The sequence below is a fragment of the Streptomyces sp. T028 genome, assembly GCF_048159505.1.
Lineage (GTDB): Bacteria > Actinomycetota > Actinomycetes > Streptomycetales > Streptomycetaceae > Streptomyces.
Map to the genome: position 1 here is coordinate 32,186 of NZ_JBLRVZ010000048.1, position 23,939 is coordinate 56,124.

Below are 23,939 nucleotides of genomic sequence, written 5' to 3' on the forward strand. Positions count from 1 at the left end.
CCCCCGCGCAAGGCGGGGCGAAGGCGGAGGAGAGCGACATGCAGAACCCGGGCACCGCCACCCCGGACACCACCGACAGGTTCCCCGCGCGGGAACGCTTCACGGACGGCGCTCAGTACATCGCGGGCCGCTTCACCCGGGGCACCTCGGGCCGCACCCACACCGTGATCGACCCGGCCACCGGCGAGGAGGTGTACACGTACGAACTGGCCTGCGCCGCCGACGTGGACGCGGCCGTCGCCGCCGCCCGCGCCGCCTTCCCCGGCTGGTCCGGCGCCACGCCCGGAGAGCGCTCCGACGCCCTGCACCGTCTCGCCGCGGTCCTCGCCGACCGCGCCGAGGACTTCGCGCGCGCGGAGTCCCTCCAGTGCGGCAAGCCGCTGAAGCTGACGCGCGAGTTCGACGTCCCGGGGACGATCGACAACACGGCCTTCTTCGCGGGCGCCGCCCGGCATCTCCAGGGGCAGGCGGCCGGTGAGTACTCCGGCGACCACACCTCCTACGTCCGCCGCGAGCCCATCGGCGTCGTCGGCTCCATCGCCCCCTGGAACTACCCCCTCCAGATGGCCGCGTGGAAGATCCTTCCGGCGATCGCCGCAGGCAACACGATCGTCCTGAAGCCCGCCGAGCTCACCCCGCTGACCTCGCTGCTCCTCGCGCAGGCGGTGACCGACGCCGGCATCCCGGACGGGGTCGTCAACATCGTGACGGGGACGGGGAAGGAGGCCGGTGAGCACCTCGTGGGCCACCCCGACGTCGCCATGACGTCCTTCACCGGCTCCACCGCCGTCGGCCGGCGCGTCGCCGAGATCGCCACCGCCACCGTCAAGCGCCTCCATCTGGAACTCGGCGGCAAGGCCCCCTTCGTCGTCTTCGACGACGCCGACCTGGAGGCCGCCGTCCACGGCGCGGTCGCGGGCGCGCTCATCAACACCGGCCAGGACTGCACGGCCGCCACGCGCGCGTACGTGCAGCGGCCCCTGTACGAGGCGTTCGTCGAGGCGACCGCAGCCCTCATGGCGGGCGTCCGGGTCGGTGACCCGTTCGCGGCCGGCACGGACATCGGCCCGCTCGTCTCCCACGTCCAGCGCGACCGCGTCGCCGCCTTCGTGGAGCGGGCGCGTGCCTACGCGCGCGTGGTGACCGGCGGCGAGGCCCCACAGGAGGGGCTCAAGGGCGGCGCGTACTACCGCCCCACCCTCATCGCGGACGCAGCGCAGGACAGCGAGGTCGTCCAGTCCGAGATCTTCGGGCCGGTCCTGGTCGTCCTGCCCTTCGACACCGACGACGAGGGCATCCGGCTCGCCAACGACACCCCGTACGGGCTCGCCGCCTCCGCGTGGACCCGGGACGTCTTCCGGGCGAACCGCGCGACCCGCGAGATCAAGGCCGGATGCGTGTGGATCAACGACCACATCCCGATCATCAGCGAGATGCCGCACGGCGGCTACAAGTCCTCCGGCTTCGGCAAGGACATGTCGGCGTATTCGTTCGATGAGTACACCCAGATCAAGCACGTCATGTTCGACAACACGGCGGTCGCCCGGAAGGCCTGGCACCGCACCATCTTCGGGGACTGTTAGCGACGACCCTCGGCCGCAGACCACGGCCGGATCTCCCGAAAGGGCACCACGCGCATGGAGCAGTACGAGCCCGACCGCCTGTCCCCGGCCCAAGTGGCCGCCATCAGGCGCAGCTTCCGCAACGGCCGGGCGGCCATGACCCGCCGGTCGCTGCTGCGCGCCTCCGCGGGCGGCGCGCTCACCCTGGGCGGCCTCGGGGCGCTGAGCGCCTGCGGGATCCCCGCGGCCGGCAAGACCCAGGGCGGCACGTCCGCGGAGGACCACTCGGCGAAGGAGAAGACCGTCAACTTCTCCAACTGGACCGAGTACATGGACGTCGACGACAGCGGCAAGCAGCACCCGACCCTCGACGCCTTCACCCAGCGGACCGGCATCAAGGTCAAGTACACCGAGGACATCAACGACAACAACGAGTTCTTCGCGAAGATCAAGCCGCAGCTCGCGGCAGGGCAGGACACCGGCCGCGACATCGTCGTCCTCACCGACTGGATGGCCGCCCGCCTGATCCGCCTGGGCTGGGTCCAGAAACTGGACGCGTCCAACCTGCCGCACGCCTACGCCAACCTGTCCCAGCAGTTCCGCAGCCCCGACTGGGACCCAGGGCGGGCGTACTCGTACCCCTGGCAGGGCATCTCCACGGTCATCGCCTACAACAAGAAGGCGCTGGACGGCGTCGAGGTGAAGTCCGTCTCCGACCTGCTCGACAACCCCAAGCTCAAGGGCCGGGTCGGCTTCCTCACCGAGATGCGCGACAGCATAGGCATGACCCTGCTCGACATGGGCAAGGACCCGGCGAGCTTCACCGACGACGACTACGACGCGGCCATCGCCCGCCTCCAGAAGGGCGTCGACAGCGGCCAGATCCGCCGCTTCACCGGCAACGACTACACGTCCGACATCACCAGCGGCGACTTCGCGGCCTGTATCGCCTGGGCCGGTGACGTCGTCCAGCTCAAGGCGGACAGCCCGGACGTGGACTTCGTCATCCCGGACTCCGGCTACATGACCTCCAGCGACAACCTGCTGATCCCCAACAAGGCACGTCACAAGACGAACGCCGAACGGCTCATCGACTACTACTACGAGCCCGAGGCGGCCGCCGAGCTCGCCGCGTACATCAACTACGTCTGTCCCGTCGACGGCGTACAGGCGGAGCTCGCGAAGATCGACGAGGATGCGGCGAACAACCCGCTGATCATCCCCGACAAGGCCATGCAGGCGAAGTCCCACGCCTTCCGCTCCCTGAGCACGAAGGAAGAGACCGCTTATGAAGCACAGTTCGCGAAGCTCACTGGGGCGTGACGACAATGAAGACCACGGACAACGGCAGCGGCGACGTCCGCCTCACCGGCATCAGCAAGACCTACGGCTCCTTCACCGCCGTACACCCGCTCGACCTGACCGTCCCGCAGGGCTCGTTCTTCGCCCTGCTCGGCGCCTCCGGCTGCGGCAAGACCACCACCCTGCGCATGATCGCCGGGCTGGAGGAACCCTCCTCCGGCACCGTCCACCTCGGCGACCAGGACGTCACCGCCCTCCCGCCGTACAAGCGCCCGGTGAACACCGTCTTCCAGTCCTACGCCCTCTTCCCGCACCTCGACATCTTCGAGAACGTCGCCTTCGGTCTGCGCCGACGCGGCATCAAGTCCGTGAAGAAGCAGGTCGAGGACATGCTGGAGCTCGTCCAGCTCGGCGAGCAGGCCCGCAAGAAACCCCATCAGCTCTCCGGCGGCCAGCAGCAGCGCGTCGCCGTCGCCCGCGCCCTCATCAACCACCCCAAGGTGCTCCTCCTCGACGAGCCCCTCGGCGCCCTCGACCTCAAGCTGCGCCGCCAGATGCAGCTGGAGCTCAAGCGCATCCAGACCGAGGTCGGCATCACCTTCGTGCACGTCACGCACGACCAGGAGGAGGCCATGACGATGGCCGACACGGTCGCCGTGATGAACGCGGGCCGCGTCGAGCAGCTCGGCTCGCCCACCGACCTCTACGAGAACCCGCAGACCACGTTCGTCGCCAACTTCCTCGGCACGTCCAACCTCATCGAGGCCGAGGTCGACACCAAGAGCGGCGACGACATCGTGCTGAAGGCGGGCGGCGGCAAGCTCGTCCTGCCCGAGGCGCGTTGTTCGGCGCCCACCTCGGCGGGCGGCAAGGTGCTGGTCGGCGTACGCCCGGAGAAGATCTCCCTCACCCACGCCGACGACGCGGGCCAGATACCCGAGGGCCGCAACCGCATCACCGGGAAGATAGCCAACTCCTCGTTCATCGGCGTCTCCACCCAGTACGTCATCGACAGCGCGGTCTGCCCCGAGTTCGAGGTCTACGCCCAGAACCTCGACCGCGACGCCCGCCTGGTCCCCGGCGCCGACGTCGTCCTGCACTGGAGCCCCGCCCACACGTTCGGGCTCGACGCGGCCCAGGACATCGACGCGGGCATCCAGGAAGAGGCGGCGGTCTGATGGCGACACTGACCGAGGCGCCCCCGCCACTCTCCCCGGCGGCGCCCGAGAAGAAGCCGCCGCGCAGGCGGGGCCGCCTGACGCCGTACTGGCTGCTGCTGCCCGGCCTGCTCTGGCTGGTCGTGTTCTTCGCGCTGCCGATGATCTACCAGGCCTCCACGTCCGTGCAGACGGGCTCCCTGGAGGAGGGCTACAAGGTCACCTGGCATCTCGCGACCTACTGGGACGCGCTGAGCGAGTACTGGCCGCAGTTCGTCCGCTCGGTCCTCTACGCGGCCGCCGCGACGATCCTCTGTCTGATCCTCGGCTACCCGCTGGCGTACCTGATCGCCTTCCGCGCGGGACGCTGGCGGAACCTGATCATGATCCTGGTGATCGCGCCGTTCTTCACCAGCTTCCTGATCCGCACCCTCGCCTGGAAGACGATCCTCTCGGACAGCGGCCCGGTCGTCGGCGCCCTCAACACCCTGCACGTCCTGGACGTCACCGGCTGGCTCGGCTGGACCTCCGGCGACCGGGTCCTCGCCACCCCGCTCGCGGTGGTGTGCGGACTGACGTACAACTTCCTGCCGTTCATGATCCTGCCGCTCTACACCTCGCTGGAGCGCATCGACGTACGGCTGCACCAGGCGGCCGGCGACCTGTACGCCACCCCCCTCACCACCTTCCGCAAGGTGACCTTCCCGCTGTCGATGCCCGGTGTCGTCTCCGGCACGCTGCTGACCTTCATCCCGGCGGCCGGCGACTACGTCAACGCCGAACTCCTCGGCTCCACCGACACCCGCATGATCGGAAACGTCATCCAGACGCAGTTCCTGCGCGTACTGGACTATCCGACGGCGGCCGCCCTGTCGTTCATCCTCATGGCCGCGATCCTCCTCATGGTCACCATCTACATCCGCAGGGCGGGGACGGAGGACCTGGTCTAGATGCCTGTCGTCAACTGGTTCAAGCGCCATCTCGTCGTCATCGCGGGACTGCTGACCCTCGGTTATCTCCTGCTGCCCAACATCGTCGTCACGGTGTTCTCCTTCAACAAACCGAAGGGACGCTTCAACTACGCATGGCAGCAGTTCTCCACCGACGCCTGGCAGGACCCCTGCGGCGTCGCCGGAATGTGCGACTCGCTGTCGCTCAGCCTCCAGATCGCGATCTGGGCGACCCTCGGCGCCACCCTCCTCGGCACGATGATCGCCTTCGCGCTGGTCCGCTACCGCTTCCGCGCGCGGGGCGCCGTCAACTCGCTGATCTTCCTGCCGATGGCGATGCCCGAGGTCGTCATGGCCGCCTCGCTGCTCACCCTGTTCCTCAACCTGGGCGCGCAGCTCGGTTTCTGGACGATCCTGATCGCGCACATCATGTTCTGCCTCAGTTTCGTCGTCGTCGCCGTCAAGGCACGCGTCCTGTCCATGGACCCACGCCTGGAACAGGCCGCCCAGGACCTCTACGCCGGACCGGTGCAGACCTTCCTGCGCGTCACCCTGCCCATCGCGGCCCCCGGAATCGCCGCGGGCGCGATGCTCGCCTTCGCGCTCTCCTTCGACGATTTCATCATCACCAACTTCAACGCGGGCTCGACCGTCACCTTCCCCATGTTCGTCTGGGGCTCGGCACAGCGCGGAACGCCCGTCCAGATCAACGTCATCGGTACGGCCATGTTCCTGGTCGCCGTACTGCTCGTGCTGACCTCGATGGTCATCGGAAACCGCCGAAACAAACAGAAGGCATGAGCGCCTTCAAAACCCAGTAACACCCCTGTAGGGAGTTGAAATCATGGCCCCTGGCGCCATGAACCGGTGGCTCGCTTCTCTCTCCGACGCCCAGCCGTCGCCGTACTGGCTGGAAGACCCCGGCAAGCCCCACCCCGAGCCCGCGCTCACCGGCGCCGACAGCTGCGACCTGCTGGTCGTCGGCGGCGGCTACAGCGGACTGTGGACCGCGCTCGTCGCCAAGGAGCGCGATCCACGGCGGGACGTGGTGCTGCTGGAGGGCCGCGAGGTGGGCTGGGCCGCCTCGGGCCGCAACGGAGGCTTCTGCGCGGCCTCCCTCACCCACGGGCTGCCCAACGGGCTCGCCCGCTGGCCCGACGAGATCCACACCCTCCAGGAGCTGGGCGATCGCAACCTCGACGAGATCGAGGCGGCGATCGCCCGGCACGGCATCGACTGCGACTTCGAACGCACCGGCGAGATCGACGTCGCCACCGAGACGTACCAGGCGTGGGAACTGCGCGACTGGTACGAGGAACTGGACCGGCGCGGGCTCGCCGAGGGCATCGAGTTCCTCGACGCCGACGCGGTCCGCGCACAGGTCGCCTCGCCCACCTTCGAGGCGGGCCTGTACGACCGTCGGGGCGTGGCCATGCTCCACCCCGCCAAACTGGCCTGGGGCCTGAAGCGGGCGTGCCTGAAGCTCGGCGTCCGCGTCCACGAGCACACACCCGCCCTCGACCTCAAGCCGTACGGCGCCGGGATGACCGTCCGCACGCCGTACGGCCGGGTCCGCGCCCGGCAGGTCGCCCTCGGCACCAACATCTTCCCCAGCCTGGTCAAGCGAGTGCGGGCGTACACCGTCCCGGTCTACGACTACGCCCTGATGACCGAACCCCTCACCGCCGAACAACTCGGCGCGATCGGCTGGAAGAACCGCCAGGGCCTCGGCGACTCCGCCAACCAGTTCCACTACTTCCGGCTGTCCGCCGACAACCGGATCCTGTGGGGCGGCTACGACGCGATCTACCCGTACGGCGGCCGGGTCCGCGCCGAGTACGACGACCGGCCGGAGACGTACGCCAAGCTCGCCGGGCACTTCTTCACCTGTTTCCCGCAGCTGGAGGGGGTCCGCTTCACGCACGCGTGGGGCGGCGCGATCGACACCTGCTCCCGCTTCTCCGCGTTCTTCGGCACGGCCCACCACGGGAAGGTCGCCTACGCCGCCGGGTACACGGGCCTCGGCGTCGGGGCCACCCGCTTCGGCGCCGAGGTGATGCTGGACCTGCTGGCGGGGGAGGACACCGAGCGGACCCGGCTGGAGATGGTCCGCAGGAAGCCGCTGCCCTTCCCGCCCGAACCGTTCGCCTGGACCGGCATCGCGCTCACCAAGTGGTCGCTGGCCCGGGCGGACGCGCACGCCGGCCGGCGCAACCTCTGGCTGCGGACCATGGACCGGCTCGGCCTCGGCTTCGACAGCTGACAGGGGGAGTCGGACGCGCCCCAAAGGGGCGCGGGGCTGTATCGATGTGCGGCTCCGCCGCGTGGGCTCGACCAGCCACAACGGCGCCGCACCCGAAACCGAACCTTCACTCCACCGACGTCGCCTTCAGCGCCAGCCAAAGCTCCATCCGCACATCCGGATCATCAAGAGACCGCCCAAGGATCTCTTCGACCCTCCGCATCCGATACCGCAGCGTATGCCGGTGAACCCCCAGATCGGCCGCCGCCGCGTCCCACTGGCCGTGCCGGGACAGCCAGGCGCGCAGCGAGGCCACGAGGTCGCCGCGGCCGGTCGCGTCGTGCTCGTGCAGCGCGCGCAGCAGACCGTCCGCGAACGCCTTCACCGCGTCGTCCGCGAGCAGCGGCAGCATCGAGCCCGCCGCCAGCTGCTCGTGCTCGACCAGGATCCGGCCCCGCCGCCGGGCCACCGACAGCGCCTGTTCGGCCTGCCGGTACGCCGCTGCCGCCGCTATGGGACCGGCCGGCGCCGACAGGCCGACGACGAGTTCCTCGTCCGCGCGTTCCTCGCCGTTCGCGCGGGCCACCTCCAGCGTCGCCGCGCACCGCGTGACCGCCGCGACGGCCGCGCCCCCGTCCGCCGCGAGCACCACCAGCCGCTCGCCCTCGGGCACCACCAGCACGGCCTCGCCGGAGCGGGCGGCGGCGGACTCGGCCACCTCGGTCAGACCGCCGAGGGGATCGCCGTCCGGCTCGGCCCCGGCCGGCCCGGGTTCCGCCACGATCACCCGGAACGGGGCGTCCAGCAGCGCGCCGTACAGATCACCGGCGACGGCCCGGGCGTGGTCCGGTTCGCCCGCCAGGAGCATCCGCAGCACCGCCGTGCCGACGCGCTGCTCGGCCGCCTGCAGGGAGCGGGAGCGTTCCGTGGTGAGGGTGAGCAGGGCGATCGCGGAGTGGACGGCGTACCGCTCGGCCGTGCCGAGGGCGGCGGCCGTGCCGACGGCGAGCGCGGCGCGCGGGCGGCGGCCGGAGCCCAGGGTGTGCAGCTCGACCCGGTCGGTGTTCTCGGCGCTCTCGCCGCCCTCGGCCGGCCCGGCCCCGCCGACCACCGCCGAGGCGGGTGCCGGGCGCTCACGCAGCCGCTCCACGTCCGCCGTGAGCCGCGCGGCTCGCCGGCCCGCCCACTCCGGCGCGGTCGCGACGACGGCGCCCGAGGCGTCGTAGAGCGCCGCCCACCCGTCGACCTGGGAGGCGAGCGCGGCCAGCAGCCCCTCCGGGCCGTCCGTCAGCGCCTGTTTCGTCAGCTCCCGCTGGGCGGCGAACCCGGCGGTCACCGCCCGGTACTGATCGGCTGCGATCGCCGCCGACACCGCCTTGCTGATCGCGAGGAACGGCGTACGGCGCGGCACCTCGAGCAGCGGCAGACCCTCCCGCTCGGCCGCCTCGACGAGCGCCTTCGGGACCTCGTCGTAGTTGACGCCGACCGCGAAACCCAGCCCGACCACCCCGGCCCCGACCAGGCGCTTCACATAGCGCCGCATGGCCTCGGGGTCCTCCGCGTCCAGCTTCAGCGCGGTGATCAGCAGCAGCTCCCCGCCCTCCATGTACGGCACGGGGTCCGCGAGCTCGCTGACATGCGCCCAGCGCACCGGCACGTCCAGGCGGTCCCCACCCGCCCGCACGGTCAGCTTGAGCGCGGAGTGGTGGACGAGCGAGGCGAGCGTGGGAGGCATGGGGCCTTCAGACGGGGAGAGTGATCCTTTGGCCGCCGCGTATGAACGGCCTGCGCCGATTCTGCCTCACTGGCGAGGTCCTCGTACGCCCTTCAGTATGATCTTGCGAGGACCCCGGGGCTTCCGTATCGCTGTCAGGGGCTAAGCACAGTTTCAGGCGGGGCAGGTGGCCAGGCACCCAGGCGCTGGGTTCACCCGGTCAGGTGAAGGACTGGGAACGTGCGGTGATCGTGAAGCTGGTGGTGCAGGTCAAGGTCATCCCGGACGCCGGGCAGGCGTCGGCACTCGAGCGCACCCTGCCCGCAATCAACGAGGCCGCGAACAGAGTGTCCGCTGTCGGCTTCGAGCACTTCGGGCTCAAGGCGTCGATTCGTGAGCTGCGCAAGCTGTGTTATGGCGAGCTCAGGGCCGGTGGCTTCGGGGCGCAGGCCGCACAGCACATCATCAAACGGGTGGCCGATGCCTGCAGCGCGTTGCGGGCGAATATCCGGGCCGGGAATCTCGGCCCGGAGGGATCCAAGCGCCGCCGCAAGGCAGAGTCCAAGGCGGTCACCTTCCGAACCGATGCCGCGCACACGTACGACGACCGGTGCCTGTCATGGAACTACGACGCGCAGACGGTGAGTATCTGGACCCTGGACGGGCGGGTCAAGAACGTCCGCTTCGCCTGCTCACAACCTCGCCACGACCTCGGACGGGGACAACCATCAGGGCCGCAGGCTCGGCCGGTACCGGCGCTGGCAGGCCCGTGAACGGGCTGAGATCCAGGCCAAGAAGATGCGCTCCGCCAAGCAGCTCCTCAGGAAGCGGGCAAGGAAGGAATCCCGCCACGCCACCCACGTCAATCACAAGGTGGCCAAGGAAGTCGTTGCTGTCGCCCAACGCACCGAGCGTGGTATCGCCCTGGAGGAACTTCAGGGCATCCGCGAGCGGGTCACGGTTCCGCGCGACCAGCGAGCACGGCTGTCCTCCTGGCCGTTCCACCAGGTCGGCGCGTTCATCGCCTACAAGGCAAAGCGTGCCGGGGTGCAACCGCCCCACTCGGGACACTTTCCGCTGTCGTCGGTGCGGCCTCGCTGGGTCGGCCGACCACGTCGCCGGGGTCAACGTGCGAGATCGTGCACGCTCGGCGTGGGTATTCGTCAACATGCCCGATCCGGTCCCGGCACCGCTGGGATCGGTGGATGTGACCCGTGACCGCCCTGTTGTAGTGGGCAGTCGGGAGCATGAGCGACGCCATGAGGGGACTGAGTCAACAAGCTCGGTTCTTTCAGGGCCGAGTAGTTGACCCCCTGAGGTCCACCAGCATCGGCGGCGCGTGCTCGCCCCCGACGCTCGTCAGGGACAGCACCGCGTGGCCCGGCGGCACCTCGTGCGCCAGCTGGGACGCCGACCACCGCTCCCGCTCGACCTGGCGCACGGTCACCGCGTCCGTGGTCACCGCCTTGCCGGTCACCAGCTTGCGCAGGGCGTGGATGGCCCGGGTCATCGGCTGGTCGGCGAAGACGGTGTGCTTGGCGACCTCCGTGGTCTCCACCCACTCGGTGCCCCAGGTCTGCGCGAACCGGCCGCCGTCCCAGGTGGTGATCCCGGAGAACGCCATCCGGCAGCCCACCGCCCCGTACAGCGGCCCGTGCAACGCCTCCGGCACGTCCGCCACCGAGCGCAGGGCGAGGACCACGCCCGCGTTCTGCGAGCGCAGCCGCTGGATCCGGCGCACCGAGTCGGCGGTCACCGTGCCCGTCGCGTCGTCCAGGACCAGACAGACGAAGTGCGCCCGCCGTCCCTCCCGTACGACGGCGTGGAACTGGGCGAGGACCAGCCGGGTGATCAGCCGGCCCGCCTCCTCGTGCCCCCGCTCGGGCAGGTCGACGCGGACACGGAGGGGGTGGTGGGCGACGGCCCGCAGCGAGAACGCGCGGTGGGCGTCGCCGCCGCCGTCGCTCCCGCCGCCGTTGCTTCCGCCGCTCTCGCCCCCGCCGCCGAAGAACCCGGCGAACACCGGCCGGTTCAGCAGCGCGAGCCGGTCGGCGAGGGCACGGCCCGGATCGCCCGGCGTCCCCGTCTGCCGGATCCGCGCCTCCAGCTCCCGGCGCATGACCTGGTCCCCGGCCACCGCCTCCCGCAGCGCGCCCAGCGCACCCGGCTCGCCCTCCAGGAGCTCGCGCAGGTCACCCAGGTCGGGGAAGCGGCCGTAGGCGGCCCGGTAGGGGCCGAGGAGCTGGGCGAGCGCGGTCGCCGCGCTCTGCCCGTTGACGGTGTCCAGGTCGCCGACCAGCGCCTCGGCGAGGAGCGCGGCGGCCTCGTCGGGGTCGTCGGACCCGGCGTACGGGTCCAGGTCGTACACCGAGGACGGGTCGCCGATCCGGACGATCACGTCGTACGAGGAGTCGGCGCCGAGCGGGCCGCCGCCGGGCGAGGACACCGCGACGACCGCGCAGCCGCCGGTCAGCGCCTGGAGCGCCAGGGCCTCCGTCAGCGGCTCGACCAGCGTGCGGGTCTTGCCCGCGCCGGACGGGCCGATTGCCAGCAGCGAGGTGCCCAGCACGTCCGGGCCGAGCGCGGCACCCGCGTCGCGGTAGGCGACGGGGGTGCGCTCGGCGGCCACCCAGCGGCCGATGCGGACCTGCCCGGCGAGCAGATCGTGGTGGGCGGCGCGGCGTGGCAGGTCGCGGGCGCCGGAGGGGTGGGTCCAGGCGGCCCCGCCCTGCCGCAGCACGGTCTCCCGGAACTCCGGCAGCCCCACCGTCCACGCCCGCCGCACCCGAGCGCAGTCCACGTCGTTCATCCGCCCGCCGGCCACCTCACCGGTCAGCAGCTCGGCGGCCTCGACCTGCCCGGCGTCCCGCAGCTCGGGCCACTGGGCGGGGGGCCGCGCGACGGCCGGCGCGGGCGTCTTCGCGTCCCCACGGGAGGCGAGCCGTTCCTTCAGATACGGCCACCAGCCGCCCGCCTTGGCGAACGGCCACACCACGAGCAGCGTGACGACCGCGTACAGGGTGTCCGTGAACAGGACGGAGGCGAACAGTTCGTAGCTCCCGCTGATCAGGACGATCAGCGAGAACAGCGGGTCGAGGACCGGCAGCGCGTCCCAGCCGACCCCGAACGCGCCGGGGAAAACGAAACTCAGGGCGGCCAGCGCGCACAGCAGGGCGAGCAGGGCGCGGGCGGGCTGCGCACGGCGGCCCACGAAATGCCGCAGCGTCTCCGGCCAGCTGCCCAGCCGGCCCATGGTGAGGACGAGGACGGCGAAGAAGACGCCGTCGTAGACCACCCGGGCCTCGGCGCCCTCATTGGTCTTCGGCGAGGCGATCGTGCCGCCCCACCACCAGTCGCCCGGGGTGAACAGCCGCAGCAGCGTGAACTGGTACGGCAGGCTGCCGCGCCGCCACAGCGACCACAGCACCAGCGCCACCACCAGCGGCACCAGCATCCCGATCACCGTCACCGGCGCGAGCCGCTCCACCGCCCGGTCACCCTTCGGCGGCCGGTACCCGAAGCGCCAGATGCCGGGCTTCGCGGCGGGGCGCGGTTCGTCGAGCCAGCTCCCCACGGCCGACGCGGGCGGTGCGGCCGAGGGCCGGGGCGGCACCTGCGGCGGTCCCGCCGGACGCGGCACAGGATTCGCATGCGTACCGCGCGCGTCCCGCATCCCGTCGCTGTCCATCGCCCTTGCCCCCTGACCAGCCGCTCCGTCCACCATCAGCGGTCAATCTAACGCCCCCGCAAGGGGAGTTCACCGCATACGGGGCCGGGCCGCACGGATCGCCGCCCGCCCGTCACTGTCCACGGCGGACAACCGGCCCCGCCGACAACGCCCACATGGAGCATGCCGACCCCTCGTTCCCCGCCCTAGCCTGCGAGAAAGGAAGCCGGAAACAGAAGAAAACCCTCAGGAGCCGTCATGACCGCCCTTCCGCAGGAGCGCCGGATCGTCACCGCCATCCCCGGCCCGAAGTCGCAGGAGCTGCAGGCCCGCCGTGTCGCCGCGGTCGCCCAGGGCGTCGGCTCGGTGCTGCCGGTGTTCACCGCGCGGGCGGGCGGCGGCATCATCGAGGACGTCGACGGCAACCGGCTGATCGACTTCGGCTCCGGCATCGCCGTGACCAGCGTCGGCGCATCCGCCGAGGCCGTCGTACGCCGTGCCTCCGCGCAGCTCGCCGACTTCACCCACACCTGTTTCATGGTCACCCCGTACGAGGGCTATGTGGAGGTCGCCGAGGCCCTCGCCGAGCTGACCCCGGGCGACCACGCCAAGAAGTCGGCCCTCTTCAACAGCGGCGCCGAGGCAGTCGAGAACGCCGTCAAGATCGCCCGCTACTACACCAAGCGCCAGGCGGTCGTCGTCTTCGACCACGGTTACCACGGCCGCACCAACCTCACCATGGCGCTGACGGCGAAGAACATGCCGTACAAGCACGGCTTCGGTCCCTTCGCGCCCGAGGTCTACCGCGTCCCCGTCGCCTACGCCTACCGCTGGCCGACCGGCCCGGAGAACGCCGGCCCCGAGGCCGCCGCGCAGGCCATCGACCAGATCACCAAGCAGGTCGGCGCGGACAACGTGGCCGCGATCATCATCGAGCCGGTCCTCGGCGAGGGCGGCTTCATCGAGCCCGCCAAGGGCTTCCTGCCCGCGCTGAGCAAGTTCGCCGCCGACAACGGCATCGTCTTCGTCGCCGACGAGATCCAGTCCGGCTTCTGCCGCACCGGCCAGTGGTTCGCCTGCGAGGACGAGGGCATCGTCCCGGACCTGATCACCACCGCCAAGGGCATCGCGGGCGGTCTGCCGCTCGCCGCCGTCACCGGCCGCGCCGAGATCATGGACGCCGCGCACGCGGGCGGCCTGGGCGGCACCTACGGCGGCAACCCGGTCGCCTGCGCGGGCGCCCTCGGCTCGATCGAGACGATGAAGGAGCTCGACCTCAACGCCAGGGCGAAGGAGATCGAGTCGACGATGAAGGCCCGCCTGACGGCGATGGCCGAGAAGCACGAGGTCATCGGCGATGTCCGGGGCCGCGGCGCGATGATCGCCATCGAGCTCGTCAAGGACCGTACGACGAAGGAGCCGAACCCGGAGGCCACCGCCGCGCTCGCCAAGGCCTGCCACCGGGAGGGCCTGCTGGTCCTGACCTGCGGCACCTACGGCAACGTGCTGCGCTTCCTGCCCCCGCTCGTCATCGGCGAGGACCTGCTGAACGAGGGCCTCGACATCATCGAGCAGGCCCTGGCCGGCCTCTGACGCACAGCTGTTCCCCAGGGACGGCAGGCCGTGTGAAGAAGGTGTGCGGGGTGCATGGCGGGTCACGCATCCGTCTGTCGTACCGCCCGTCACTGCCGTACGTTCTACCCAGATGAGAGATACACCCGCCCGCAGGTGACTGCGGGCGAACCCCCAGGCCGGGGCCTCCCCAGCTTCGACCTGGTCGTGCCCTCGCGCACACAACCGGAGCCCGAGGGCTCCGGATCTCCTCACCGATCGGACGGTCGCCCGCCCCAAACCCCCCGGGGCGGCCGGCATTCCGATCCGGACGGCCACCTCGGAACCATCCCCCCCGTTCCGGGGTGGCCGACCTCCTTCTCCAGACCTCTTCTCGGACCCTGACGGGGTCTTTTTGTGTTTGGCGTGCTCTGCGAGGGAGTACAGCCCCGTCGGCGCGCCCCCGATCGCCGCAGGCGATCGTCAGGGGCGCGGGGCTGTGTCAATGTGCGGCTCCGCCGCGTGGGCGCGACCAGCCACAACGCACCCGCACGCGCACAGCGCCCCGCACGCGCACAGCGCCCCGCACGCGCACAGCGCCCCCGCACCGCCCACCTGCCAAGCTGTCCCCCATGCTCCTCGCCCTCCCCGCCCTCCTCCTCGCCCTGATCACCTGGCAGGTGATGGCCGACGGCCCCCTCCTCACCGCCGACGCCCGCCTCAGCCACGCCCTGATCCACCCGGACCGGTTCTCCGAGCTGCTGTCCGACCTGGGAAACGTGCAGGTCGCGGTCCCGGTGCTGGTACTGGTGACGGTGTACGTGGCCCTGCACGGGCAGTGGGAGGGCAGGCGGCGCTGGTGGCTGCCGCCCGTCGCCGCCCTCGTCCTGCTGACCCTGGTGCCGCTGATCGTCGTACCCCTGAAGGAGTGGACCGCGCGGCCCGGCACCCCCGTCGTGCCGCCCGCCACCGGCTACTACCCCTCCGGGCACACGGCGACGGCGGCCGTCGCCTACGGCTCCGCGGCGATGATCCTGCTGCCGTGGCTGCTGACGGCCCTGGCCCGGCGGCTGGCGGTCGCCACGGCCGGCCTGCTCGTCCTCGCCGTCTCCTACGGGCTGGTCCGGCGCGGCTACCACTGGCCGCTGGACGTGATGGCGAGCTGGTGCCTGTGCGCCGTGCTCCTCGGTGTGCTCTGGCTGTTCCTGCGCAGGGCGACCCACTCCGACCGCGCCAAACCGTAGTGCGCCGACGGTCCACCCGTACGACTCGGACAAGCGCTCCCGCGCCCCGCCAGGCCTACCGTGGACCACGCCATCCACAGCACACAGCACACCCCCAACGCGGAAGGGCCGGGAACGCCCCTATGACTTCCACCCACAGCTTCTGGCTCGCCGGCCGCCAGGCCACCGGCGAGGACAGCTTCGACGTCGGCTCCCCGTGGGACGGCCGGCTCGTCGGCAGGGTCAGCGTGCCGACGGACGCCCAGGTCGAGGAGGCCGTGGCCGCCGCGTACGCCGTGCGCGAGGAGTTCGCCGCCACCCCCGCCCATGTCCGCGCCGCCGCCCTCGACCACGTCAGCAAGCGGCTCGCCGAGCGCACCGAGGAGATCGCCCAGCTGATCTCCGCCGAGAACGGCAAGCCGATCAAGTGGGCCCGGGGCGAGGTCGGCCGGGCCGTCTCCGTGTTCCGGTTCGCGGCCGAGGAGGCCCGGCGCTTCAACAGCGGCGAGGCCCAGCGGCTCGACACCGACCTCGGCGGCCAGGGCCGGCTCGCGCTCACCCGCCGCTTCCCGAAGGGCGTCGTGCTCGGCATCGCGCCGTTCAACTTCCCGCTGAACCTGTGCGCTCACAAGATCGCCCCGGCGATCGCGGCCGGCGCGCCGATCATCCTCAAGCCGGCCCCCGCGACCCCGCTGTCCGGCCTGATCATCGGTGACCTGCTGGCCGAGACGGACCTGCCGGCCGGCTCCTGGTCGATCCTGCCGGTCTCCAACGACCGCATGCCCGCCCTCGTCCAGGACGAGCGGCTGCCGGTGATCTCCTTCACCGGCTCCGAGAAGGTCGGTTACGCGATCATGGAGTCGGTGCCGCGCAAGCACTGCACCCTGGAGCTGGGCGGCAACGGCGCGGCCGTCGTCCTCGGCGACTACGCCTCCGACGCCGACCTCGACTGGGCCGCGACCCGGATCGCCACCTTCTCCAACTACCAGGGCGGCCAGTCCTGCATCTCGGTGCAGCGGGTCATCGCCGACGCCGCCGTCTACGACCGTCTCCTCCCGCGGATCGTCGCGGCCGTGGAGGCCCAGGTCACCGGCGACCCCTCGGACGCCACGACCGACGTCGGCCCGCTGGTGAGCGAGGACGCGGCCAAGCGCGTCGAGACCTGGGTGGACGAGGCCGTCGCCGCGGGCGCCTCCCTCCTGGCCGGCGGCAAGCGCGACGGCGCCTCCTACGCGCCGACCGTCCTCACCGACGTACCGGCCGACACCAAGATCGCCTGCGAGGAGGTCTTCGGGCCGGTCCTCACCGTGCAGAAGGTGGACGGCGAGGCCGGGGCCTTCGCGGCCGTCAACTCCTCCAAGTACGGCCTCCAGGCAGGCGTGTTCACCCATGACCTCCAGGTCGCCTTCCGCGCCCACCGCGCGCTGGAGGTCGGCGGTGTCGTCATCGGCGACGTCCCCTCCTACCGCGCCGACCAGATGCCGTACGGCGGCGCCAAGCAGTCGGGCGTGGGCCGCGAGGGCGTGAAGTTCGCGATGGACGACTACACCTACGAGCGCGTCCTGGTCCTGACGGGCCTCGCGCTCTGACTCTCCCGAAGGGGTCCGGCACCGATGCCTTCCGGTGCCGGACCCCTTCCTGCCGTCGGCCTGGTCCGGACCCTCAACCGGAGAAGCCGACGTGCGCGAGCCGCAGCGGGCCGCGCAGTCCGAGACGCAGGTCGTGCACACCGGCGGCGGTGAAGGGCGCCTCGACGGTGACGTAGTCGTACGGGCCCGAGGTGGGCGTCGGGACGGTCAGCACGGCCGTGGCCGTGGCGCCGCCCAGCGACACCTCGACCGTGCCCTCCCCGGCCACCGTCACCGTCACCCCCGTCGTCCCGGGCCCGAAGTCACAGGCCCGGTAGACCAGTTCGCCCGAGCCGCCGCCGACGGGCGTCACCGCGTCGCCCGCCACCTTCGTCAGGTCGACGATCGCGGTCCCGCTCTGCTCGTCGAAGTCGGCGGCGGAGATGCCCCGGCGGAGGGCCGGGCGCGCGGTGGCCGCCTCGCCGTCGAGCACGATCGTCCTGCGCAGCCGGACGTCCTCGCTGGACCCGCCGACGAGCAGGTCGTACGGCCCCGGCTCGACCCGCCGGCCGCCCCGCGCGACGTCCCAGAACGCGAACGCGGACAGCGGGACGTCGAAGGACACCTCCGCCGTGGCGCCGGGCGCGAGCGTGACCCGGCGGTGGTCGAGCAGCTCGCGGCGCGGCCGGGTGACGGACGGGTCCACGGCGCGGGTGTAGAGCTGGGCGACCTCGTCGGCGGTCATGTCCCCGGTGTTGGCGACCGTGAAGGAGATCCGCGCCCGGCCGTCCCCGACGTCCACCGTCAGGTCGGCGTAGGAGAAGGAGGCGTACGACAGGCCGTGCCCGAACGGGAAGAGGGGCCTGCCCTCGAAGTACAGGTACGTCTGGCGGGCGCCGATCACGTCGTAGTCGAGCAGGTCGGGCAGATCGGCGTCGTCGGCGTACCAGGTCTGGGGGAGGCGGCCGGCGGGGGAGACGTCACCGGCCAGCACCCGGGCGAGGGCGGTGCCGCCCGCCTGCCCGCCGTGGGCCGTCCACAGCACCGCGCCCAGCCGGCCCGGCTCCACGGCGTACGGGTACGCCGACACCAGCGCCAGCACCGTGCGGGTGCCCGAGGCGCGGGCCGCCGCGAGGATCCGCTCCTGATGGGCGGGGAGGGCCAGGGTCGTACGGTCCTCGGTCTCCCGGCCGTTGATGTGCGGGTCGTTGCCCGCCACGACCACGACGACGTCCGCCCGGTCGGTGACCCGGGCCACCGCGTCCTCGCCGCGCTCGACGACGACCACCTCGAAGACCTCGGCCTCGCCCTCGGTGCCGTCCCCGTCGCCCCCGGCAACCCGGACGCCGTCGGCGGCGACACACACGTGGCGATCCGTTCCCAGGTGCCGGAGGAGGTGACCGTTCGCGTGGGGCTCCAGGCGGAACGTCTCCTGCACGATCCAGCCGCCCGGCTGGTCGGCGGACGCGCGCAGGAAGCCGTCCTCGGCGACCGAGACATAGCGGCCGTCGGGAGCGCGCAGGGTCAGCACACCCTCTCCCCAGTCGACGAGCGCGAGCTCCGTGCCGGTGACGTCCGAGGTCAGCGGCGGCAGATCGGTGCGGCCCGCGAGCAGCGCCGGGTCCAGGGCACCCTCCGCGCCGCGCACCTCGTCGGCGGCCTCGGGGGCCTCGGGGACCTTCAGGAACGTTCCCGCGGAGGTCTTCAGCAGGACGCGGTCCACGCCCTCCGCGAACTCCACGCGCTCCGCGCCGAACCGCTCGTACAGCCCCTCCAGCGGGGTGGAGCGGTGGATCAGGGTGCCGCTGTACCAGTCGAGCTTGCACTCGTCGGCGAGCACGCCCACGACCGCGATCCGGGTGTCGGCCGCCAGCGGGAGCACCCCGTCGTTGCGCAGCAGGACGATCGCCTGCTCGGCGGCCTCCCGGGCGAGCTCGCGGTGGGCCGGGGTGTCGAACTCGCCGGTGCCCGCGTGCGGGTCGTCGTGCGGGTCGAACTCGCCGAGCCGGAAGCGGACCGAGAGCTGCCGGCGGACCGCCGCGTCGATGTCCGCCTCCGTCAGCAGGCCCCGCTCCAGGGCCCCCTCGACCCGGGCGACGATCTTCGAGCTGTCGGTGCCGTGGTCGGTGAAGCTGTCCACGCCGGCCTGGAGCGCGGCCGCCGTCGCCTCCTCGTGCGTGTCGAAGTAGTGCTCGGAGTCGACCAGGTTGGAGGGCGCGCCCGCGTCCGAGCAGACCAGCAGCTCCTCGTCCGTCCAGGTGCGCAACTGCTCGCGCAGATACGGGGAGACATGGTTGGGGCGGCCGTTGACCAGGTTGTACGCCGGCATCACCCCGGCCACCCCGCCCGCCTCGACGGTCTCCCTGAAGGCGCGCAGATCGTACTCGTGCAGCACGCGCGGGCGGACCGAGGAGGAGGTGACGTCCCGGCCCGTCTCGTTGTTGTGGGCCAGCCAGTGCTTGAGGACCGGGGCCGTGCGCCAGTACGTCGGATGGTCGCCGCGCAGACCGTGCGTGTACGCCGTCGCGATCGCCGAGGTCAGCTTGGGGTCCTCGGAGTAGCCCTCCTCGTTGCGGCCCCACAGGGGGTGGCGCAGCAGGTTGACCGTGGGCGACCAGACGTTCAGGCCCACGCGGTCGTCGCGGGCGCGCATCGCCCGGGCCTCCTTGGACACCGCCTCGCCGACCCGGCGTACGAGATCCGGGTTCCAGGTCGCGCCCAGCCCCACCGCCTGCGGGAACACCGTTGCCGGTCCCATCCACGCCACACCGTGCAGGGCCTCCTGGCCGGTGCGGAACGCGGCGACGCCGAGCCGCTCGACGGCGGGCCCGAACTGGTGCAGGAAGGCGACCTTCTCGGCCGGGGTGAGGCGCGCCAGCAGATCGTCGATGCGCTTCGCGAACGGCAGCTGCGGATCGCGGAAAGGCGGCGTGTGCGGCGTGGGTGCGGTCACGTGGGGATCCCTTTGCGATGGAGCGGGAAGGGCGCTTTCGAAGCGCTTCGATGCTCATTCGACACCCGGGCGGGTGTCAAGGGAACCTCACGCTTATTTCAAGCAGGGCATAAGAACAGGTCACCTCCCATACCTCGGAGGAATGTTGGAAGCGACCCTTGTGCACCCCCCGGTGTTCACTTAACCTCGCAGCAACATCGAAGCGCTTCGACTGAAAATCTACGTGACAGTGGTCGGAGGACCCGCTTCAGCTCAGCCAGATCCACTCGAGACACCGCAGCCGACGGCCACCGCCGGGTGTCCTGGTGCGCCATGAAGGGTTGACGCAATGACGCCGAACGCCGCTTCCGCTTCTTCCGGGGCCTCCGGCCCGAGCCGGAGAGGCTTCCTCGCCTCCACGGCGGTCGCCACCGCAGCGGTGGCGGGAGGGATGCCGCTGCTGTCCGCCTGCGGCGGCTCGGACAGCGGCTCGCGCGACGGCACCACCTCCGGCAAGGACGCCAAGAAGATCCTGCCGACGTACGTCGCCAGCAACGTGGTGACGCCGGACATCCCGGCCAAGAACGGCTCCTCGATCGGCTTCACCAGCAAGCTCGACATGGCCGGACTGAAGACCTCGGTGCCGAAGAAGCTCGGCAGCGGCGGCAAGGTCACCATAATGTCGCCGTTCTGGGGCTCCCCGCCGAAGGCCGACAACGCCTACTACACGGGCATGAACGACCTCATCGGCGTCGACGTCGTCTGGCAGAACCAGGACGGCAACACCTACGAGCAGAAGCTCGGCGCGGTCCTCGCCTCCAGCGACGTCCCCGACGTGGTCGTCGTCCCCGGCTGGAACATGAACGGCCGGATACCCAGCGCGATCATCAGCAAGTTCGCCGACCTCGGGCCCTACCTCTCCGGCGACGCCGTCAAGAAGTACCCGAACCTCGCCGCGATCCCCACGGACGCCTGGCAGCGCTCCATCTTCGGCGGCAAGCTGCGCGGACTGCCGATGCCGTCGGCGTACGTCTCCAACATCGTGCCCCTCTACCGCAAGGACATCTTCGACAAGGAGGGGTACGAAGTCCCCACCACCGCCGACGAGTTCCTCGCCCTGGCCAAGGAGATCACCAACGCCAAGGCCAAGCGGTGGGCCTGTCTCGACATGAAGTGGACGGCCTGGAACCTCTTCGGCGTGCTGCCCGGCGACGAGAAGGGCCTCATGTGGAACCTCGTCGACGGCAAGCTCATCAACCGCATGGAGACCCAGGAGTACCTGGAAGCCATCGAGTGGACGCGCAAGCTGTTCGCCGACGAACTCGTGCACCCCGACGCCAAGCTGGGCAAGAGCAGCGCCACCGACCCGGGCCCGAAGTTCGCGGCCGGCGAGTACCTCATCTACAACAACGACATCTCGCAGTGGTACAGCCGCACCGCCGAACAGGCCGCCCAGAACCCCGACTTCAAGGTCTGGGGCATGGACCTCTTCGCCCATGACGGCGGCACCCCCACCTTCTGGGCCAAGAACCCGGCGGGAATCTTCGCCTTCGTCAACAAGAAGGCGCCCAAGTCGGTCATCGAGGACGTGCTCGCCGTCGCCAACGTCACCGCGGCGCCGTACGGCACCAAGGAGTACATGATGACCAACTACGGCGTGGAGGGCACCCACTACACCCTCAAGGACGGCGTCCCGGTCAAGACCGACCAGGGCAACATCGACGTCCTCAACGCGTACGTGATGATCGACGGCCCGGCCAACACCCTTGCCCACCCCGACTTCCCCGAGGTCGCCAAGGGGCAGGTCGAGTGGCAGCAGAAGGTCGGCGCCCACACCAAGAAGTCCTCCTTCTACGGCATGCAGATCACCGAGCCGTCCCGCTGGGCCAACCTCTCCAGCGACTTCGAGCAGCTCGAGGACGACATCATCCGCGGCCGCAAGAAGATCAGCGACATGCAGCAGGCCGTCTCCGACTGGAAGAGCAAGGGCGGCGACCAGCTGCGCGACTGGTACCAGAAGATTCTCGACGAGAACGGTTCGGCGGCGAGCTGACCCGGTACCGAGGCAAGGAGAACGGCCGTGTCCCACAGCACGGTGCCTCGCAGCGGTGCCGAGGCAGCAGACGAGACGGACAAGTCCCCGGTGGCGTCCGGCGGCGCCACCGGCCCCACCGGGGGTGCGGCGAAGCGGCCCTCGGGGAAGCTGAGCCTGCGCCTGCGCTTCAGACGCGACCGCGTCCTGCTCCTGATGACCCTGCCGGCCCTCGCGCTGGTCCTGCTCTTCGCCTACGTGCCGATCCTGGGCAACATCGTCGCGTTCCAGGACTACGACCCGTACATCAGCGACAACGGCATCGTCTCCATGCTGCACAGCCCCTGGGTGGGCCTGGAGAACTTCCAGCGCATCTTCGAGGACTCGGCGTTCTGGGACGCGGTCACGAACACGCTGGTGCTGTTCTTCCTGCAACTGGTGCTGTACTTCCCGATCCCCATCCTGCTGGCCCTGCTGATCAACAGCGTGGTCAGGCCGAGGGTGCGGGCGATCTCGCAGGCCATCCTGTACCTGCCGCACTTCTTCTCGTGGGTGCTGGTCATCGCGGTCTTCCAGCAGCTGTTCGGCGGCGCGGGCATCCTCTCCCAGCTGCTGCGCCAGCACGGCTACGACGGCCTCGACATCATGACCGACCCCGAGACCTTCAAGTACCTGATCACCGCGCAGAGCGTGTGGAAGGACGCCGGCTGGGGGATCATCGTCTTCCTCGCCGCGCTGTCCTCCGTCCCGACGGACCTGTACGAGGCCGCCGCGATGGACGGCGCCGGACGCCGGCGCCGCATCTGGCACGTGACGCTCCCGGCCCTGCGCCCCGTGATCGCGCTGCTGCTGGTGCTGCGCGTCGGCGACGCCCTGACCGTCGGCTTCGAACAGATCCTGCTCCAACGCGACTCCGTCGGGCCAGGAGCCTCGGAGGTCCTCGACACCTTCGTCTGGTGGAACGGCGTGCGCAACCAGGACTTCGGGTACGCGGCCGCCGCCGGTCTGGTCAAGGGCGTCGTCAGCCTCGGGCTGGTCCTCGCCGCGAACAAGGTGGCCCATCTCATGGGCGAGCAGGGGGTGTACAAGAAGTGAGCACGGTGCTCGAAAAGTCCCGTCCGTGGTCCGCGCCTCCCCGGCCGGCCTGGGAGGAGGAGCCCAGCAAGGCGGGGCTCGCGGGCAAGGGGCTGGTCCTCGCGCTGGCCTGCCTCGGGATCCTCTTCCCGATCTGGATCGTCGTCGTCACCAGCCTCTCCTCCCGCCGCACCATCGACCAGGCGGGCGGGCTGGTGATGATCCCCAAGGGCATCACCTTCGTCGCCTACCGGGAGCTGCTGAGCGGCGGGCAGGTGACCCGGGCGGCCGTGATCAGCGTCCTCATCACCCTGGTCGGCACGCTGTTCTCCATGACGGTGTCCGTCCTGTGCGCCTACGGCCTCTCCCGCTCGGGCTCACTGGGCCATCGCTGGCTGCTGCTCGTCCTGCTGGCCACGATGTTCTTCAGCGCCGGTCTGATCCCGACGTACCTGCTGGTGCAGTCCCTGGGCCTCACCGACACCTACCTGGCGCTGATCCTCCCCAGCGCGGTCAGCGTCTTCAACATCCTCGTCCTGCGCGGCTTCTTCATGGGCATCTCGCAGGAACTGATCGACAGCGCGCGCATCGACGGCGCCGGGGACTTCCGGATCCTCTGGCAGATCGTCATGCCGCTGTCCAGGGCGGTACTGGCGGTCATCACCCTGTTCTACGCCGTCGGGTACTGGAGCGCCTGGTTCAACGCGTCGCTGTACCTGAACGACCAGGACATGATGCCGCTGCAGAACGTCATGATCCAGCTCGTCCAGAAGCAGGAGGCCCCGGTCGGACTGGGACAGGCCATCAAGACCGGCGAACTGTCCGGGCTGGCCGTCCAGATGGCGGTCATGGTGATGGCCCTGCTACCGGTGGCCGTCCTGTCCCCGTTCGTCCAGAAACACTTCAAGAAGGGCATGCTGACAGGGGCCGTGAAGGGCTGAGTCCCGAGTGCGGGTGCGTGGGGG

The 23,939-nt window shown here is 70.8% G+C and carries 17 protein-coding genes; 14 read left to right on the forward strand and 3 right to left on the reverse strand.

Annotation, left to right across the window (positions count from 1 at the left end):
* Positions 1 to 38: 38 nt before the first annotated feature.
* The 6 genes from ACLZN2_RS38665 to ACLZN2_RS38690 are packed head-to-tail and all read left to right on the forward strand — an operon-like array spanning position 39 to position 7,234.
* On the forward strand, positions 39 to 1,583 hold the full coding sequence (locus ACLZN2_RS38665; RefSeq protein WP_416984276.1) for a gamma-aminobutyraldehyde dehydrogenase: 1,545 nt from the start codon (positions 39 to 41) through the stop codon (positions 1,581 to 1,583).
* Between the two features lie 54 nt (positions 1,584 to 1,637).
* A complete protein-coding gene (locus tag ACLZN2_RS38670) occupies positions 1,638 to 2,885 on the forward strand; it encodes a polyamine ABC transporter substrate-binding protein (RefSeq protein ID WP_416984277.1) in 1,248 nt (415 codons plus the stop codon).
* 5 nt (positions 2,886 to 2,890) lie between these two features.
* A complete protein-coding gene (locus ACLZN2_RS38675; protein ID WP_416984292.1) occupies positions 2,891 to 4,042 on the forward strand; it encodes an ABC transporter ATP-binding protein in 1,152 nt (383 codons plus the stop codon).
* Positions 4,042 to 4,971: an ABC transporter permease gene (locus ACLZN2_RS38680; protein ID WP_416984278.1), complete on the forward strand. Its 930-nt coding sequence runs from the start codon at positions 4,042 to 4,044 to the stop codon at positions 4,969 to 4,971. The genes ACLZN2_RS38675 and ACLZN2_RS38680 overlap by 1 nt, the downstream gene beginning before the upstream one ends.
* Positions 4,972 to 5,772 (forward strand): ABC transporter permease, encoded by an 801-nt coding sequence (locus ACLZN2_RS38685; protein WP_416984279.1) that lies wholly within the window; start codon positions 4,972 to 4,974, stop codon positions 5,770 to 5,772.
* Positions 5,773 to 5,815: 43 nt separating this feature from the next.
* Positions 5,816 to 7,234 (forward strand): NAD(P)/FAD-dependent oxidoreductase, encoded by a 1,419-nt coding sequence (locus tag ACLZN2_RS38690; protein WP_416984280.1) that lies wholly within the window; start codon positions 5,816 to 5,818, stop codon positions 7,232 to 7,234.
* Between the two features lie 106 nt (positions 7,235 to 7,340).
* On the opposite strand, the gene ACLZN2_RS38695 is transcribed toward ACLZN2_RS38690, so the two are convergent.
* Positions 7,341 to 8,948, reverse strand: a complete 1,608-nt coding sequence (locus tag ACLZN2_RS38695; RefSeq protein WP_416984281.1) for a PucR family transcriptional regulator — start codon at positions 8,946 to 8,948, stop codon at positions 7,341 to 7,343.
* A 203-nt stretch (positions 8,949 to 9,151) separates the two neighbouring features.
* Between ACLZN2_RS38695 and ACLZN2_RS38700 the strand changes: the two genes are divergently transcribed.
* Both ACLZN2_RS38700 and ACLZN2_RS38705 read left to right on the forward strand, forming a co-directional pair.
* Positions 9,152 to 9,700, forward strand: a complete 549-nt coding sequence (locus ACLZN2_RS38700; RefSeq protein WP_416984282.1) for a hypothetical protein — start codon at positions 9,152 to 9,154, stop codon at positions 9,698 to 9,700.
* 25 nt (positions 9,701 to 9,725) lie between these two features.
* On the forward strand, positions 9,726 to 10,145 hold the full coding sequence (locus ACLZN2_RS38705; protein WP_416984283.1) for an IS200/IS605 family accessory protein TnpB-related protein: 420 nt from the start codon (positions 9,726 to 9,728) through the stop codon (positions 10,143 to 10,145).
* A gap of 73 nt (positions 10,146 to 10,218) precedes the next feature.
* Here ACLZN2_RS38705 and ACLZN2_RS38710 read toward each other — a convergent pair whose 3' ends face one another.
* Positions 10,219 to 12,615, reverse strand: a complete 2,397-nt coding sequence (locus ACLZN2_RS38710; protein ID WP_416984284.1) for an ATP/GTP-binding protein — start codon at positions 12,613 to 12,615, stop codon at positions 10,219 to 10,221.
* A gap of 237 nt (positions 12,616 to 12,852) precedes the next feature.
* Between ACLZN2_RS38710 and gabT the strand changes: the two genes are divergently transcribed.
* From gabT to ACLZN2_RS38725, 3 genes are all read left to right on the forward strand, one after another.
* Entirely contained in the window at positions 12,853 to 14,187 is a 1,335-nt protein-coding gene (gabT, locus tag ACLZN2_RS38715; RefSeq protein ID WP_416984285.1) for a 4-aminobutyrate--2-oxoglutarate transaminase, read from the forward strand.
* A gap of 590 nt (positions 14,188 to 14,777) precedes the next feature.
* Positions 14,778 to 15,389, forward strand: coding sequence for a phosphatase PAP2 family protein (locus ACLZN2_RS38720; RefSeq protein WP_416984286.1), 612 nt, complete (start codon positions 14,778 to 14,780; stop codon positions 15,387 to 15,389).
* A 122-nt stretch (positions 15,390 to 15,511) separates the two neighbouring features.
* Entirely contained in the window at positions 15,512 to 16,957 is a 1,446-nt protein-coding gene (locus ACLZN2_RS38725) for an aldehyde dehydrogenase family protein (RefSeq protein WP_416984287.1), read from the forward strand.
* Positions 16,958 to 17,030: 73 nt separating this feature from the next.
* Here ACLZN2_RS38725 and ACLZN2_RS38730 read toward each other — a convergent pair whose 3' ends face one another.
* Entirely contained in the window at positions 17,031 to 19,889 is a 2,859-nt protein-coding gene (locus tag ACLZN2_RS38730) for a glycoside hydrolase family 3 C-terminal domain-containing protein (protein ID WP_416984288.1), read from the reverse strand.
* Positions 19,890 to 20,217: 328 nt separating this feature from the next.
* Here ACLZN2_RS38730 and ACLZN2_RS38735 point away from each other — a divergent pair, with 328 nt between their 5' ends.
* Genes ACLZN2_RS38735 through ACLZN2_RS38745 form a run of 3 tightly spaced genes read left to right on the forward strand, consistent with a single transcriptional unit; the run spans position 20,218 to position 23,915 of the window.
* A complete protein-coding gene (locus ACLZN2_RS38735) occupies positions 20,218 to 21,921 on the forward strand; it encodes an extracellular solute-binding protein (RefSeq protein ID WP_416984289.1) in 1,704 nt (567 codons plus the stop codon).
* A gap of 27 nt (positions 21,922 to 21,948) precedes the next feature.
* The gene (locus ACLZN2_RS38740; RefSeq protein WP_416984290.1) at positions 21,949 to 22,995 is read left to right on the forward strand and encodes an ABC transporter permease; all 1,047 of its coding nucleotides are present in this window, start codon (positions 21,949 to 21,951) and stop codon (positions 22,993 to 22,995) included.
* Positions 22,992 to 23,915, forward strand: coding sequence for a carbohydrate ABC transporter permease (locus ACLZN2_RS38745; RefSeq protein WP_416984291.1), 924 nt, complete (start codon positions 22,992 to 22,994; stop codon positions 23,913 to 23,915). Before ACLZN2_RS38740 ends, ACLZN2_RS38745 begins: the two co-directional genes overlap by 4 nt.
* Positions 23,916 to 23,939: the final 24 nt, after the last annotated feature.

Excerpts from the sequence above, each read along its gene's own strand:
- ACLZN2_RS38665 (WP_416984276.1), top strand. The coding sequence starts at position 39 with ATGCAGAACCCGGGCACCGCCACCCCGGACACCACCGACAGGTTCCCC.
- ACLZN2_RS38670 (WP_416984277.1), top strand. The coding sequence starts at position 1,638 with ATGGAGCAGTACGAGCCCGACCGCCTGTCCCCGGCCCAAGTGGCCGCC.
- ACLZN2_RS38675 (WP_416984292.1), top strand. The coding sequence starts at position 2,891 with ATGAAGACCACGGACAACGGCAGCGGCGACGTCCGCCTCACCGGCATC.
- ACLZN2_RS38680 (WP_416984278.1), top strand. The coding sequence starts at position 4,042 with ATGGCGACACTGACCGAGGCGCCCCCGCCACTCTCCCCGGCGGCGCCC.
- ACLZN2_RS38685 (WP_416984279.1), top strand. The coding sequence starts at position 4,972 with ATGCCTGTCGTCAACTGGTTCAAGCGCCATCTCGTCGTCATCGCGGGA.
- ACLZN2_RS38690 (WP_416984280.1), top strand. The coding sequence starts at position 5,816 with ATGGCCCCTGGCGCCATGAACCGGTGGCTCGCTTCTCTCTCCGACGCC.
- ACLZN2_RS38695 (WP_416984281.1), bottom strand. The coding sequence starts at position 8,948 with ATGCCTCCCACGCTCGCCTCGCTCGTCCACCACTCCGCGCTCAAGCTG.
- ACLZN2_RS38705 (WP_416984283.1), top strand. The coding sequence starts at position 9,726 with ATGCGCTCCGCCAAGCAGCTCCTCAGGAAGCGGGCAAGGAAGGAATCC.
- ACLZN2_RS38710 (WP_416984284.1), bottom strand. The coding sequence starts at position 12,615 with ATGGACAGCGACGGGATGCGGGACGCGCGCGGTACGCATGCGAATCCT.
- gabT (WP_416984285.1), top strand. The coding sequence starts at position 12,853 with ATGACCGCCCTTCCGCAGGAGCGCCGGATCGTCACCGCCATCCCCGGC.
- ACLZN2_RS38720 (WP_416984286.1), top strand. The coding sequence starts at position 14,778 with ATGCTCCTCGCCCTCCCCGCCCTCCTCCTCGCCCTGATCACCTGGCAG.
- ACLZN2_RS38725 (WP_416984287.1), top strand. The coding sequence starts at position 15,512 with ATGACTTCCACCCACAGCTTCTGGCTCGCCGGCCGCCAGGCCACCGGC.
- ACLZN2_RS38735 (WP_416984289.1), top strand. The coding sequence starts at position 20,218 with ATGACGCCGAACGCCGCTTCCGCTTCTTCCGGGGCCTCCGGCCCGAGC.